This is a genomic window from Desulfurispirillum alkaliphilum, from assembly GCF_055378285.1.
Map to the genome: position 1 here is coordinate 1,510,817 of NZ_AP042405.1, position 14,840 is coordinate 1,525,656.

Annotated in this window: 14 protein-coding genes; 11 read left to right on the forward strand and 3 right to left on the reverse strand. The window is 57.5% G+C overall.

Translation table 11 applies throughout. The annotated features are described in order from the left end of the window. Entirely contained in the window at positions 1 to 477 is a 477-nt protein-coding gene (gene ybaK / locus ACZ46I_RS06805; RefSeq protein WP_013506679.1) for a Cys-tRNA(Pro) deacylase, read from the forward strand. Between the two features lie 12 nt (positions 478 to 489). Here the strand turns inward: ybaK and ACZ46I_RS06810 are convergent, their stop codons facing one another. Next, positions 490 to 963, reverse strand: a complete 474-nt coding sequence (locus ACZ46I_RS06810) for a chemotaxis protein CheX (RefSeq protein WP_013506678.1) — start codon at positions 961 to 963, stop codon at positions 490 to 492. 134 nt (positions 964 to 1,097) lie between these two features. Then, the gene (gene nifV, locus ACZ46I_RS06815; protein ID WP_013506677.1) at positions 1,098 to 2,231 is read right to left on the reverse strand and encodes a homocitrate synthase; all 1,134 of its coding nucleotides are present in this window, start codon (positions 2,229 to 2,231) and stop codon (positions 1,098 to 1,100) included. Between the two features lie 683 nt (positions 2,232 to 2,914). Between nifV and nifB the strand changes: the two genes are divergently transcribed. The 6 genes from nifB (at position 2,915) to ACZ46I_RS06845 (ending at position 10,590) form a co-directional block, all read left to right on the forward strand. Next, positions 2,915 to 3,841 carry a nitrogenase cofactor biosynthesis protein NifB gene (gene nifB / locus ACZ46I_RS06820; RefSeq protein ID WP_464280321.1) on the forward strand — a complete coding sequence of 309 codons (927 nt, stop codon included), beginning with the start codon at positions 2,915 to 2,917 and terminating at the stop codon, positions 3,839 to 3,841. Further along, the gene (locus ACZ46I_RS06825; protein ID WP_464280322.1) at positions 3,838 to 4,125 is read left to right on the forward strand and encodes a hypothetical protein; all 288 of its coding nucleotides are present in this window, start codon (positions 3,838 to 3,840) and stop codon (positions 4,123 to 4,125) included. The genes nifB and ACZ46I_RS06825 overlap by 4 nt, the downstream gene beginning before the upstream one ends. A 144-nt stretch (positions 4,126 to 4,269) precedes the next feature. Next, positions 4,270 to 5,901 (forward strand): nif-specific transcriptional activator NifA, encoded by a 1,632-nt coding sequence (nifA, locus tag ACZ46I_RS06830; protein ID WP_464280323.1) that lies wholly within the window; start codon positions 4,270 to 4,272, stop codon positions 5,899 to 5,901. A 247-nt stretch (positions 5,902 to 6,148) separates the two neighbouring features. Then, the gene (locus tag ACZ46I_RS06835) at positions 6,149 to 7,561 is read left to right on the forward strand and encodes a tetrathionate reductase family octaheme c-type cytochrome (RefSeq protein ID WP_464280324.1); all 1,413 of its coding nucleotides are present in this window, start codon (positions 6,149 to 6,151) and stop codon (positions 7,559 to 7,561) included. Between the two features lie 147 nt (positions 7,562 to 7,708). Next, a complete protein-coding gene (trpB, locus tag ACZ46I_RS06840; RefSeq protein ID WP_464280325.1) occupies positions 7,709 to 8,878 on the forward strand; it encodes a tryptophan synthase subunit beta in 1,170 nt (389 codons plus the stop codon). Then, entirely contained in the window at positions 8,875 to 10,590 is a 1,716-nt protein-coding gene (locus ACZ46I_RS06845; protein WP_464280326.1) for a sensor histidine kinase, read from the forward strand. The genes trpB and ACZ46I_RS06845 overlap by 4 nt, the downstream gene beginning before the upstream one ends. On the opposite strand, the gene ACZ46I_RS06850 is transcribed toward ACZ46I_RS06845, so the two are convergent. After that, the gene (locus ACZ46I_RS06850; protein ID WP_464280327.1) at positions 10,591 to 11,343 is read right to left on the reverse strand and encodes an alpha/beta hydrolase; all 753 of its coding nucleotides are present in this window, start codon (positions 11,341 to 11,343) and stop codon (positions 10,591 to 10,593) included. Between the two features lie 934 nt (positions 11,344 to 12,277). On the opposite strand from ACZ46I_RS06850, the gene ACZ46I_RS06855 reads away from it, so the two are divergent. From ACZ46I_RS06855 to ACZ46I_RS06870, 4 genes are all read left to right on the forward strand, one after another. Then, positions 12,278 to 12,523 (forward strand): hypothetical protein, encoded by a 246-nt coding sequence (locus ACZ46I_RS06855; protein WP_013506668.1) that lies wholly within the window; start codon positions 12,278 to 12,280, stop codon positions 12,521 to 12,523. Positions 12,524 to 12,788: 265 nt separating this feature from the next. Continuing rightward, positions 12,789 to 13,535, forward strand: a complete 747-nt coding sequence (locus tag ACZ46I_RS06860) for an SAM-dependent methyltransferase (protein WP_464280328.1) — start codon at positions 12,789 to 12,791, stop codon at positions 13,533 to 13,535. Between the two features lie 145 nt (positions 13,536 to 13,680). After that, positions 13,681 to 14,280: an NAD(P)H-dependent oxidoreductase gene (locus tag ACZ46I_RS06865; RefSeq protein WP_464281844.1), complete on the forward strand. Its 600-nt coding sequence runs from the start codon at positions 13,681 to 13,683 to the stop codon at positions 14,278 to 14,280. A 107-nt stretch (positions 14,281 to 14,387) separates the two neighbouring features. Next, positions 14,388 to 14,804, forward strand: coding sequence for a VOC family protein (locus tag ACZ46I_RS06870; RefSeq protein WP_464280329.1), 417 nt, complete (start codon positions 14,388 to 14,390; stop codon positions 14,802 to 14,804). Positions 14,805 to 14,840: the final 36 nt, after the last annotated feature.

A 14,840-nucleotide genomic window follows, 5' to 3' on the forward strand; every position in this document is an offset into this window, starting at 1 on the left:
ATGACACCCGCAGTTCTGTCTGCCAGAAAAGCTGGCATTGAGTTTGTGATGCACGAGTATACCCACGACCCCTCCCATGCTTCCTACGGTGCCGAGGCCGCGCAAAAGCTGGGTGTTTCCGGAGAGCGGGTTTTCAAGACGCTGGTGGTCCAGCTGGATGGAGGAGGCTTTGGGGTCGCGGTGCTTCCGGTGGACTCCAGGCTGAGCATGAAGATGATGGCCCGTGCCCTGGGCGTCAAAGGAGCGGAAATGGCGGCCGCGCACGATGTGGAACGGGTGACTGGCTATGTGCTGGGTGGCGTGAGCCCCCTGGGGCAGAAAAAACGCCTGAAGCTGGTTCTCGACAGCTCGGCCCAGGAATTTTCCACGGTGTTTGTCAGCGCCGGGCGACGTGGGCTGGAGATTGAGCTGGCACCCGCTGACCTGCTGAGGCTGACGGGGGGAACGCTGGCAGCGATTATCCAGGGTTCCGGGTAAGCGGTGTGCTCGTTACTGTACAGTTTCACGCAGGCTGACTTCCACCACGAATTTCCCGATACCCTCCACCTCAAAGGGCAGGACAATGCACTGGGTGTTGCGTGGTGGCGTGAGTTTGTGATCGCGCCCGGTGATCACACTGGGGATGGATATTTTGAAGCGTACGCCAGTGGTGCTGAGCTCGCGCTTGGCACCACCGCTGACAATATTGGCGAATTCCCCCAGGGCGTCCAGTACCTCTTCGTTGATGGTAGACTTTTCTTCGCCGGTGAAGGAACTGACAAATCTGAGGGCCACCTCACGGGGGAAGCTGATGGCAACGGTTCCGTGCACATCGCCATTGACGCCGATGATGGCCGTGATGTCGTAGGTGGGTTGAACACCCTCTTTGAGAAATATTTTATCGCGCTTTGGCGGCACCTTGATGATGGATGCCAACACGCTGATGGTGGACGCTACAAATGGATTGATGAAGTTGGCATTCATGGTACCGATTCTCACCTTTGGTGTGGAAGTGCTTGTCCACATGGGTGTCATCGCCCCGGGGCGGCAATGGGTGCTGAGAATATAACACAGCAGTTCCATTTTGGGCGATGAATGAATCAATATACCATATTGCGTCAGTTGCAAAGAGATGAACCCGTGGAACAGTCCTGATAAATGTGCCGAAGTTCCCGATTGGTAAGATTGCGCTTGCGGCGCAGGGCTTCGGATTTGACACGGGGCATCATGCGGCTGATGGTCTCCGGTGTGCTGGTCAGGCCCAGCAGTTCCAGCTTGTGATGCAGCACGGAGCTGCCACTGTGGCTGCCTACCACAAGACGGCGTTTCAGGCCCACTTCTTCAGGGGTGAAGGCTTCGTAGTTGGCGGGATTTTTCAGGACGCCATCGGTATGGATGCCCGACTCGTGGGTGAACATGAACTGACCGATGACGGGCCGGTAGGGCTCAATAGTCCGCCGTGCCGCCTGGCTCACCAGCTCCGAAAGGGGGCGCAACTGGCGGGTGTCGTAGGGGCAGGGCTGTTTCCACACGTGCTTGAGGGCCATGATGACTTCTTCCAGGGGGGCATTGCCCGCCCGCTCTCCAAGGCCCATGACGGTGGTGTTGATATAACGGGCGCCAGCCCGCACGGCGGCCAGGGCATTGGCGGTGGCCATGCCGAAATCGTTGTGGGTGTGGATTTCCACATCGATGCCGCTGCGCTCGATGAGGGTGCAGATCTTTTCGTAGGTGCTGAAGGGGTCCAGTACGCCGACGGTATCGCAAAAGCGCAGGCGGTGACCGCCGTAGTTTCGGATGACCTGCGCGTACTCCACCAGAAAGTCCATATCGGCCCGTGAAGCGTCTTCACCGCCAACTGACACATAGAGGTCGTGCTTTACGCAGTACTCCAGCACCCGCTTGAGCTGATCCAGCACCCAGGCGCGGCTCTTTTTCAGCTTGCCCTGAATCTGGATATCCGAAAGGGGCAGAGAAATTTCCACTGCCCGCGCTCCGGCAGCCAGCGAGGCCTCTATGTCAGAAACCAGGGCGCGGTTCCAGGCCAGAATACGGGCCTTGAGCCCCAGTTCCATGATGGCGCTGAAGGTTCGACGCTCCTGCGCATCCATAACAGGAATTCCCGCTTCAATCTCTTCCACCCCCAGGGCATCCAGTTTGCGGGCAATGGCCAGCTTTTCATGGTGGCTGAAACAGACCCCCGGAGTCTGAGCGCCATCGCGCAGGGTGGTGTCGTCTATGTGGATGTGCATACGGTTCTCCTTATTTTTCTGGCAATTACCACGCGGGCGCAGTATTGGTTTTGCATGCTTGACTTATCTGGTATTCCACTTTCCGACTCCGGATATTGTCCTTTTTGACCGCGCAAAAAGGACACAAAAACGCGCCCCCCGAACGCCCGTTTATCCGGCTCGCCTGCTCGCCTGTGCTGGAGATCCGGCTGACACTGCTTCCCTGCAGTGCTGCCGGACCACTCACTTCCTGTGAGTGTCCCCTCGGGTCTTGCCAGTCAGGCATCGCACTCACCGGACGGGCTCAGGGGGGAAGCCTGCTTCTGCCTTTCCCCCGTATGCTGACCCAACCTGAACGCGCCGACTGTCAGGCTGCTGAAAAGTTTCATCTGCGGCGTTTTTTCGCTGCTTTCCTGGCGATGTTGCAGGCTTTGTGTGAGGCCGGGCTTTACCGCATGAGAGTACTGTAAAGGTGATTATTCAATCCCGATGCCAAATCGCGTTTCTCCTGCTGAAGCCCATTGCGGATCGTCAGCTTGTGTCATTTTTGTGACAATTGTCAGGAATTGTCAGCTTTGTCCCCCTGGGGGATAGTGCTCCATGTGATTATAAAATAAGGGAAAAACTGAATGGCACCGGGATTGCTCTCTTGTGGGGCACCTCCCGGCAGTGTGTCAGGGGGAATGACTCTCCTGGAGGACACCATGCCAAACGGACAATGTGAACAGCGCCATGCCAAAGAGCAGCAGCGGATGGCTGATATAAAAAAACGCATAGCCAACCATCCCTGCTTTTGTGCCAAAGCCCATGGAAAGTATGCCCGTATTCATCTGCCCGTTGCTCCTGCCTGCAATGTGCAGTGCAACTACTGTAATCGTAAATACGACTGCTCCAATGAGTCACGCCCCGGCGTGACCAGCCGAGTGATAACCCCGCAGCAGGCACTGGAGAGGGTGAAGCTGGTCCAGGAGAAGTTGCCGACTCTGAGTGTGGTGGGTATTGCCGGTCCCGGTGATGGCCTGGCCAATCCCGATGCCACCCTGCGTACCTTCGAACTGATTCGTGAGCACGATCCCAACCTGAAACTGTGCCTGAGCACGAACGGGCTGATGCTGCCGCGCTACGCTGCTGATCTGGTGCGCCTCGGGGTGGAGCATCTGACGGTGACCATGAACGCGATTGATCCCGCTATCAGTGCTTCCATCTACAAATGGGTGGCGCTGGACGGCAAACGGTATTACGGCGAAGAAGGTGCTTCCCTGCTGCTGGAGCGGCAACTGGAAGGCATTGGTCGCACGGTGGAGCTGGAGGGTATTGTGAAGGTGAATACGGTGTTGATTCCCGAAATCAACGGCAGCCATATTCTGGAGGTATCGAAAAAGATCCGCGAGCTGGGTGTCTTTATCCACAATATCGTGCCCCTGATCTGCAAGCCGGAGCATGGGACGTACTTCGGCGAGATCGGCCTGCGGGAGCCGGACACAGCGGAGTTGGATCAGGCTCGCGAAGCGGGCACGGCGGTCATGGGCAGTTTCTCCCGGGTCATGAAACACTGCAAGCAGTGCCGTGCTGACGCGGTGGGCCTGCTGGGTCAGGATCTGGAACTGAACTTTCAGGAGGTAGGACAATGAGCGGACGTGTGATGGAAGGCAAGATTATCAAAGGTGTGGTGGAAGACCTGGACCGTGGACATGGAATGGCCAGTGTCACCATCCGCTCCGGCAAACGCATTTTCAGTGTGTTGATGCCCACTTCAGAAGTGCTGACGGCCGGAGTTGAGCTGAACCGCGAGGTCTTCTGCATGATCGAGGGCAAGGATATCACGCTGTTCCGGGATGTTCAGGACTTCTTCCGCCTCTATGGACAGGGCCGCCACAATATGGAATTCCATTTGCCCCAGCCGCGTCTGTTGTAAGAGCGTCGGCTTTGCTGAACCTAATGCCAGGAGCTGCTGTCTTTGGGCTGCCGCAATATGGCATAACCCTGTGGGAGGTATGGTATGCCAGCCACCAATGTTATAGATCCACCAGTATCAAGATCACCCCAGCGAAGTGCCCCCATGAATAATCGCATTAGTTACTATAAGCTTTCTCTCGACACGATTTATGAAATCAGCCGGGTGCTCTCCTCATCCTACTTCCGCAACAACGCGCTGAAAAACGTGCTGGCGGTGCTGGCCAATGCCTTTAACATGAAGCGAGGCATGGTGCTGCTCTATGATGATGCCATCGACCAGCTTTCGGTGGCGGTTTCCATGGGTATATCTCAGCAGGAGCTGGAAAAACTGCGCTACCGTTCCGGCGAGGGCATTGTGGGCAAGGTGTTCAAGCTGGGCATGCCCATTCTGATTCCCGATATCAGCGAGGAGCCCACCTTCCTCAACCGCGCCGGACGCGACCTGAAAGATGAAAAACTCAGCTTCCTGGCGGTACCCATCGTGGGCGAAAAGTCCCGCATTTACGGTGTGCTGGCCGTGGACCGCAACGTTGGGGATATCTACAGCTACTCCAGCGAATTCAACCTGCTGAAGATGATATCCTCGCTGCTGGCTTCCTTTCTGGAGAAGATCAGGACCATCGAGGACGAACGTCAGAAACTGCAGGAGGAGAAGAGCCGCCTGCAGAACGAAGTGGTCAGCAAGTTCTCCTTCCAGGGGCTGGTGGGGCAGAGCAAACCCATGAAGCGGGTTTTCGAGAAGATCAACATGGTCGCCAGGGCCCGTTCCACTGTCCTGATCCGAGGCGAAAGCGGCACGGGTAAGGAGGTGGTGGCCAAGACCATCCACTTCAACAGTGACCGCGCCAGCAAGCCCTTTATTGCCGTCAACTGTGCCGCTATTCCCCACGACCTGGTGGAGAGCGAAATGTTCGGTTATGAGAAGGGCGCTTTTACCGGCGCGTCGGGCCAGAAGAAGGGCAAGTTTGAGCTGGCCGATGGCGGCACCATCTTCCTGGACGAGATCGGCGACATTCCCCTGGCGGCCCAGAGCAAGCTGCTGCGCATTATTCAGGAACGGGAAGTGGAGCGCCTGGGGGGCACCAGCACCATCGCGGTGGATGTGCGCATCATTGCCGCCACCAACAAGAATCTTGAAGATGAGGTGAAGGCCGGTCGCTTCCGCCTGGACCTTTACTATCGCCTCAACGTGGTGACCATCTTTCTGCCCTCCCTGCGCAAGCGCAAGGAGGACATTCCCCTGCTGGCCAACCATATCCTGCAGCGGCTGAACAAGGAGTACGGCCGCAAGCTGGATATCAGCCCCGCCGCCATGAGCGCCCTGGCTCGCTGCAACTACCCCGGCAATATCCGGGAGCTGGAAAACTGTATAGAGCGCGCCGCCCTGTCCGCCGAAGGCAACTCCATTCAACCCACTGACGTTTCCTGCATGCGTGGCGAAGTGTGCTACTCCCATATCATCGAGTCAGTCCTCAACGAGGAATTCAACCAGCCGGCTCCGCCTGTTGGCGGAGCAGCAGGAGCGTCCGCCCCTGCTGTCCCGCCAGCCATGGATCTGCCCCGCCAGGTGGCGCCGCCCCAGGCGGCGATTTCCGCCAATGAATATGAGCGGGTGCTTCAGGCCCTGGAGGAAGCCGGCTGGGTGCAGGCCAAGGCCGCCCGCTTGCTGGGCATGACCGTGCGCCAGCTCAACTACCGCATTAAAAAGTACGGTATCGAACTGCGCAGAATCTGATCATGGCGGGCTCCCGTACAACCTGTATCGTTGGCGCCGTGCGCCAGTGACCTTTCCACCTGCTGGTCCGATTCGGGTATTTCCGCATACCGTCAGCGCTCCAGAAATATTCGCGTATGGCGAAAAAAGAATTGATGCATTTTAATGAATGGCTATAATGTCATGAAAATGTTCGTGAAATGTCTCACGAAGGCAGTGCGTCTGAGCCCCCGCCAAGGGGGTATTCTTTATAATCTGGAGAGAGTGTATGAAGCGTGTGTTGTCGGTTTTTTCGGTCTTCTTTTTCGCACTGGCTCTGGCGGGTTTCGCATCAGCGGGACTTGACCATTCCATGTTTATTCAAGGTGAGTTCAAAAGTGGCCCTGAGGTCACCAAAAAGTGTCTTGAGTGCCACTCCCAGCAGGGCAGGGATTTCATGCAGACCGCGCATTGGAAGTGGGCCGGGAAGCCAAATCATGTCAAGGGAATGGAGTCATCCAAAGAGGAATACGGTAAGCGTAACATGATCAACAACTTCTGTATTTCCGTTGAAGGTGGCACCAATCCCCAGAATATGGCCAGCTGCACTGGATGCCATGCTGGTTATGGCTGGAGAGACAGCAGTTTTGACCACAGCAACCCCGTCAATATCGACTGTCTTGTCTGTCATACCAGTGAAGGCGACTACTTCGGTGCCAAGCGCAGTGGTGGAGCTGGTACGGTCAGTAAAGCCTATGTGGAAAGTGGTGGACTGTTGAAGGCCGCCCAGAGCGTGGGCAAGCCATCCATGATTAACTGCGGCACCTGCCACTTCTACGGCGGTGGGGGAGATGCTGTCAAACACGGCGGCTTGGATTCATCGCTGTACACGGCGAATCGCAGCCTGGACGTTCACATGAGTGCCCCAGCCAACATGACTTGCGTTGACTGCCATACCGCCGACAAGCACCGCGTCAAGGGAGCCTCCACCATGATGGCCACCCACGAGGGCCGGGTCAGCTGCACCGACTGCCACGCTGATGTGCACAAGAGCAACCCCCTGATGGCCAAGCACCTGGATGCCATCGCCTGCCAGACCTGTCACATTCCTGCCCACTCCCGTGGTCAGCACTCCAAGGTTCTGTGGGACTGGTCCACTTCCGGTAAGAAAAAAGATCCCGAATGGGAAGGCGACCACGACCGCGAAACCTACTATCCCACCAAGGGGACATTCGAGTGGGGCAAGGACGTGATGCCCGCCTATCTGTGGTATAACGGCCAGATAGAGCGTTATATGAAGGGTGACAAAATCGATCCCAAGCAGTTGACCTCCATAAACAAGCCTGTGGGCGACATCAAAGACAAGAAGGCCAAGATCTATCCCTTCAAGGAGCACCTGGGCAATCAACCCTATGACACCCGTCACCTCTACCTGCTGACGCCGCACACCTTCCAGGGTTACTGGAGCCACCTGGACTGGCAGAAGGCTCTGGTGGAAGGAGCCAAGGGGGCTGGTATGGAATACAGTGGTTCCTTTGATTTCGCCAGGACCATCGAGTATATCTCCGTCAGCCACCAGGTAGCTCCCAAGGAGCAGGCCCTGAAATGCGCCGATTGCCACAGCCCTCAGGGTCGTCTGGACTGGAAGGCGCTGGGATACGGCTCTGATCCCATGACCGGCGGTACCTCGCGGAATAAATGACCATGACCTGTTTTGCTTCGGGTGGGCCGTAAGGCCCACCCTTTTTTCGTTGGCATGGGGATTTTCCATAGTCAGCACCGGTATTTCATGGCATGATAAGCGGATATACTACTGTGCCCCAGGGCGAATTCAGCAAGAGAGTATGCTATGCAAACCTATACCTATGGCCCCTACGGTGGAGCCTATGTTCCGGAAGTGCTGCATCGGCCGCTGGCCGAGCTCACCGAAGCCTTTGGAGAAGCCCTGCGCGACCCCGCGTTTCTGCAGGAATTTCAGCATATCCTCACCCATTATGTGGGGCGCTCCACACCCCTTTTTCATGCCGCCAATCTCAGCCGTAAATATGATTGCCAGGTGTACCTGAAACGCGAAGACCTGGCCCATACGGGAGCTCACAAGATCAACAACACCATCGGCCAGGCGCTGCTGGCCAAGCGTATGGGAAAAAAACGGGTCATTGCCGAAACCGGTGCCGGTCAGCATGGCGTCGCCACGGCTACGGCGGCGGCTCTGCTGGGTCTGGAGTGTACGGTCTTCATGGGCAGCGTGGACGCCAGACGCCAGGAGGCCAACCTCTTCCGCATGCGCCTGCTGGGCGCCCAGATCCAGCTGGTGGAGTCGGGCTCCAAAACCCTCAAGGATGCCACCAGCGAAGCCATTCGCAACTGGATTGCCACGGCTGACGACACCTATTACATCATCGGCTCGGCCCTGGGCCCCTCACCCTATCCAAAAATTGTGCAGACCTTCCAGTCGGTGATTGGCAGCGAAATCCGCTCCCAGTTCTACCAGCAGCACCTGCGCCATCCCGATGCGGTCATCGCCTGCGTGGGTGGTGGCTCCAATGCCATTGGTACCTTCAGCGGTTACTATGAAGATCGCGATGTCAGGCTCTACGGTGTCGAGGCTGGCGGCTGCGGCCTGGCCAGTGGCCAGCACGCGGCCCCCATCAGCGAGGGCAACAAGGGTATTCTGCACGGGTTTTTCTCCTACTTCATGTGTGACGAAAATGGCAATATCCGTGACACCCACTCCGTCTCTGCCGGTCTTGACTATCCTGGTGTCGGCCCTGAACTGGCCTGGCTGGCCGACAGTGGACGGGTGGAGTATATCGACGCCACCGACGAACAGGCCCTGGCCGCCTGCATGGAGCTGGCCCGCTGCGAAGGTATCCTGCCCGCCCTGGAATCCAGCCACGCCATTGCGGCTATTCCTGTGGTTGCGGCCAAGCATGGCCCTGGCTGCCATATCGTGGTTACTCTCAGTGGCCGTGGCGACAAGGATATGGGTATTCTGCAGGAGAAACTTCAGCCATGAGCGCCGAGGGGCTGCCAATCTGGGGCGAAGGCTCGCCCCAGGCTCCGGCGGGATCGTCGGAGGAGCTCCTGCGGCAGCTGCGTGAACGCACCAAGGAACTGGAGTGCCTGCACTCGCTCTCTCGGCTTATCGCCGATAGCAGTCTTGATCTGGATCGCCTCTTTCAGCACACCTGTGAGCTGATCCCCGCCAGCTGGCAAAACCCCCACCAGACCAGTGCCTCAATTCAGTTTGACGGAAAAATTTTTCAATCGGGAAACTTTGCTGTCACCGCCACCTGCCTGCAGGCGCCTCTGTGGGTGCGCGGAGTCCTGCGCGGGCGCGTTGAAGTGTGCGTGATCGTCGCCGCCGATGAGCCCGGTGCCCAGGCAGCGTTTCTGCCGGAAGAGCGCTCCTTGCTGCAGACTATCGTCACCTCTCTGGAACGGGCGGTGCTGCAGGTGGAGTCGGAACGGGACCTGCAGTATCGCCAGGAGCTGGCCCGTCAGATCATGCTCCTGTCGGCACGTTTTATGGCCGCGTCCCCTGCCCGTCTCGATGGCACCATCGAGGACGCCCTGTCCCGTATTGGCGAGCTGTGTCGCGCGGATCGCTCCTATATATTCTTCTTTGATGACGCCATGACCACCATGGATAACACCCACGAATGGTGCGCCGCTGGCATTTCGCCGGAGCGGGAGAATCTGCAGTCGGTGCCCTGCTCCCTCTTTCCCGCCTGGATCAGTACCCTTGCCCGGCGGGAGAATATTCTTATCCCCGAAGTTGCCACCCTTGGCCCGGACTGGCAGGCGGAGCGGGAAATTCTCGAACCCCAGGGGGTGCTTTCACTGGCGGTGGTTCCCCTGTGGGGAAATCACGGGCTGATGGGCTTTCTTGGGTTTGACTCCGTGCGCAGCCTGCGCCAGTGGCAGGAGGACGAAGTATCCCTGCTGCGGGTTCTGGCCGACCTGATCGCCAGCGCCCTCGACCGCAGTCGCAGCGAAACCTTTCTGCGCCAGGTGCGCAGCACCACCGCCAGCAATATCATCACCGCCATCGCCCACCACTGGCGCCAGCCCCTGACCGCCCTCTCCCTGGCCCTGCAGGATATGATCGATACCCAGGATTACGGTGAAATGGATGCCCGGTATCTGCGGCAGGGAGTTGGTGAAGCCCTTGGCAAGATCGAGGAGATGTCGGAAGTTATCGACCGCTTTGACCACTTTCTGCGCCCCAGGTACGATGCGGGTGCCTTCTCCCCGAATACCAGTATTCATGAGCTCCTGAAACTGGTGGGCAGCCAGTTCAGCGCCGAACGCATTGAGCTGGAGTACGACGCGGAGCGCCCTCAGGCACTGGTCCGGGGGTATGAGTACGAGTTCACCCAGGCTCTGCTGGCAATTCTCTCCAACGCCCGCGAAGCCATAGAACGCTATCGGGCCAGGAAGCCTTCCGCTCCTGTCCGCATCCTGATTGAAAGTACTACCGACGCTGCTTTCATGCGTATCCGCATCACCAACACCGGAGAGCCCCTGGCGGCCCACGCCATGGAGCAGATGTTCATGCCTTATATCTCCAACCACCATATGATTCCTGGACGCGGCCTGGGTCTCTACTTTGCCAGAATCGCCATTGAGGAGAACATGGGTGGCACAATCAGCGTGGAAAATACCATCGGTGGCGTGCGCGTGAATATCAGCCTTCCCCTGTGCCCGGAGGATGGCACGACCTGATCAGCTCACCTCGCTTACGAATTTTCTCACCAGTTCGAAGTACTCAGCAGCATTCACCAGCATGATATCGTTGTGATTGCCATTGGCGAAAACGCGCAGCTGTTTTTTGCCACCCGCCCACGCATGCAAACGCTCCCCATGACTGACATCCACCAGCCCATCATGGCGCGTATGCAGAATCAGCGTCGGCCCCCCATAGCCGCCAATCTTGGCCCGGTGGTCAAGGCGCTGGCGAACCTCCAGCTGCAACTGTTCCAGAGTCGTGCCCATTTCACCGGGGCTGACCCGCAGCAGAATGCGCTCCAGGGGATCGGCAATACCGCTCTCCAGAATCAGACCCGCCGCCGTGGGGAAGCGGTGCGCCGCCTCCAGGGCAAAGATGGAACCCACCGAGCGGCCGAAGAAGATAAGCTTTTCGGCAGGCTCGCCGATGGCATTGACCATGGCCACCACATCGTCCAGCATCTCGCCAAGCTGGGGCGAACCATCGGACATGCTGTAGCCCCGGTATTCGGCGATAAACACATTGGCTCCCATGGATTCCAGAATATGCAGGAAGTCGCCCAGATAGTCGCTGACCACCTCGCCATTGCCGTGAAAGTGCACCACCGTAGGCGCACCGGGCAGGGGACGGTGGGAATAGCACGAGAGGCGAACGCCCTCCCGCTCCACCCAGAAGGGATTGGGGAAGGGAATCCTGGTGGGGAAGAAGTAGCGCTGGGCGATGAGAGGATGGTTCAGTACCTGGGGCATTCTGCTCTCCTTTTGCGGGCAATCAGTTTTTGGTTCACAGAAAAACGCCCAGCTGCGCTGCAGCGTCATTCAATCTTGTTCACACACGGTTCGGAGGCTGTCGCGCAACAAGGTGCTTCACTTTTGCACCTTGTTGCATTGGCTTAAGTCTTTTTTTGATGCTAATTAACGTGTGTTGGCAGTTTATCTTTCTGGATATTGTCCTTTTTGACCGCACAAAAAGGACACAAAAATGCGCCCCCCGAACGCCCGTTTTTCCGGCTCGTTGGCTTGCCTGTTCTGGAGATCCGGCAGACACTGCATCCCTGCAGTGCTGCCGGACCACTCACTTCCTGTGAGTGTCCCGTTCGGGTCTTGCCAGCCAGGCGTCGCACTCACCGGACGGGCTCAGGGGGGAACGGCCTGCTTCTGCCTCTCCCCCGTGTGCTGGCCCAGCCAGGACGCGCCGACTGTCAGGCTGCTGAAAAGCCTCACCTGCGGCGTTGCTTACCAGTGCTCGTCGCTGCGACGTACAGGAAGTACGTCGCACTCCTCATCTTGCTTGCGCCTTGCACCTGAGAACTTTTCAATTGCCTGCATAACGCGATGGACCCGCAGGGTTACCGCCACGAGGGCGGCAACCGCAAACCAAAAGCCATGGATGGCGGTTGTTTGCGGTCCCCAGTTCCAGGCAAGCGGACGGCTGAAAAGGACAGCACTTGGGGCCGCTTCCCAGCCATTTTGGGCGGGTCCAAAGTGGCAAAGGAAATTCCTGAGCAATGGAATCGGAATGTCAAAGACTCAGTCTGTGCAGAACTATTTTCGCCATTCCAGCATGACATCCGGGTCGGCGCCGGCAATCTGCCGTTTCGGGGACGCGAAACTTCAGAATGTTGTATTTTATTTCGAAACCGATATACACTGTAACATATTCCAAGCCCAAGCGGAGACCAGCGTGGCCATTTTACTGATTTGCACCTTTACCCTTCTCCTGAACATTCCCCTCGGCTATCTGCGCCAGAATTACGCAAAATTCAGCATCGGCTGGCTTGTCTGTATTCACGCCTCAATTCCCCTCATCATCTACCTGCGAGTCCTCAGGGATCTGGGCTGGGGATACATCCCCCTGACCATCGCCGCCGCCGTGGCCGGACAGATGGTGGGCGGCAGCCTGCATCGACGTCGCCATATGGCAGCTTGAAGGGTAATCGCCTCAGAGCCTTTCCGCGAACGCGCGCAAGAAGCACAAAGCCAATTCTCACGCAACGCCCACCAGGGAAGACCATTGGAAGAGTTCCTTCACCGCGAATAGGCTCAAATGGACAAGCGGCTGTATCTGTCCGTGGGGTATCGGTGAGCGTTGGTTATTGTACAACAGGTACGCAGACGGCTCTTTCTTTCGAGCGCCGCTTCACCTGAAGGTCAAACAGTGGTAGATTTTCCTTGCCCGTAAGGAGGTTTTCTCAATGGATATCCCACGAATTTTCAACATCAGCGAAAGCGCCCATCGCATCCATAACCCCTTCACACCGGAGAAGTTCGCCACACTCGGCGCCGTGCTGCGCCTGGAGCCGGGAACGCGCGTGCTCGACCTTGGCAGTGGCTCCGGCGAAATGCTGTGCACCTGGGCACGCGATTACGGAATTACCGGCGTCGGCATCGACATGAGCCAGCTGTTCAGTGAGCAGGCGAAACTCCGCGCCACAGAACTTGGCGTCGCCGATCAGGTCGCATTCATCCATGGCGACGCAGCCGGTTACGTAACCGACGAAAAATGCGGTGTGGCAGCCTGTGTGGGTGCTACCTGGATTGGCGGGGGAGTTGCCGGCACCATAGAACTCCTGAAAAAGAGCCTTCACACTCACGGAATCATCCTTATCGGCGAGCCTTTCTGGCGGCAATTGCCGCCGACGGAAGAGGTTGCGAAGGAGTGCTTTGCCACCGCCATCTCCGACTTCCTCACACTTCCTGAGCTTGTCGCGACTTTCGACGAACTCGGCTACGACCTTGTGGAAATGGTCTTGGCAGACCAGGAAGGCTGGGACCGGTACGAGGCAGCCAAGTGGCTCACCATGCGTCGGTGGCTTGAAGCAAACCCCGAAGACGACTTCGCGAAAGAAGTTCGGGTTCAACTGACCACGGCACCAAAGCGTCATGTCGCGTACACGCGCGAATACCTCGGCTGGGGCGTATTTGCTCTGATGGAGCGGTAATGGAGGCGCTTTCGGTGGAGAAGTCAAGTGCATGACAATGCGTGGTTCATCTCAAGACGGAAATATCATGCTGGAGATAGCGTTGGCTTTTCGGTGACCGCTCCAAATGGCCAAGACAATGCAAAGAGAGGAAAGTAGTTATCTGATGAAGTGTCTTGTCGTGAAAGCACATCCTCTTCCAGAAAGCCTGTGTTCGTTCTTAACGCAGCGCGCGATTCATATGCTTGAAACGGCGGGGCATTCGGTAGAGGTGGAAGATCTGTATGCTCAGGATTTTGTGGCTTCGCTTACAGAGGCAGAGCGCCACAGCTATTACGCCGTTCATGAGTACCATGTGCAGCAGGTGGCGCCTCAGGTGGAGCGCCTACTCAGTGCTGAGGCGATTGTGCTGGTGTTTCCCACCTGGTGGTTTGGTTTTCCCGCTATTCTTAAAGGTTGGTTTGATAGGGTGTGGGTGCCGGGAGTGGCGTATGACCACGAAGACCAGTTCGGCCCAATTCAACCGAGATTAGTGAACCTGCGCCATATGCTGGCGATAACGTCGCTCGGTGCACCATGGTGGGTTGATAAACTTGTGTTGAGGCAACCAGTTAAACGGATTCTGAATGCAGCCATCATCGGTGCTTGCGCTCCGCAATGCCGATTGCAGATGTTGTCGCTGTATAAGAGCGAGCAACTCTCGACGGCGCAAGTTGAAGCATTCGGAGCCCGTGTTGACAGGACGCTACAGCGCTGGCCTCTCTGATTCGTTTTGTACGTTGCAATGACGTGCGACTGCGAGTAACACCGCAGATGAGGGTTTTTCAGCAGCCTGCAAAAAAGATGGCATCAATGCCAAAAGGGGGACTCCCGATGAAACCACGTATCAGTATGCTCACACTTGGGGTGAGGGATCTGGAGAAGTCCATTCGGTTTTATGAGCAGGGTCTTGGACTGCCTCGCATGCCATCTCCACCGCAGGTGGCATTCTTCACCCTGAATGGCAGCTGGCTGGGTCTTTATGGTCGGGAAGCCCTGGCGGAAGATGCGGGTGTCTCTGCGGAAGGGAGTGGCTTTTCCGGCATTGCCATGGCCCATAACGTGGACAGTGAGTCTGCGGTTGACGATGTGCTGGAGCAGGCGGTGGCTGCCGGTGCGCAATTGGTTAAACCCGGTCGGAAGACGTCCTGGGGCGGCTATGCGGGGTACTTCGCCGACCCGGATGGCTACCTGTGGGAAGTGGCCCATAATCCCTTCTTCTGGGTTGGCCCGCATGATGAAGAGGGCTGAGAGGGCCTTCGTATGCTTTGCCCCCATGCGTGTTTT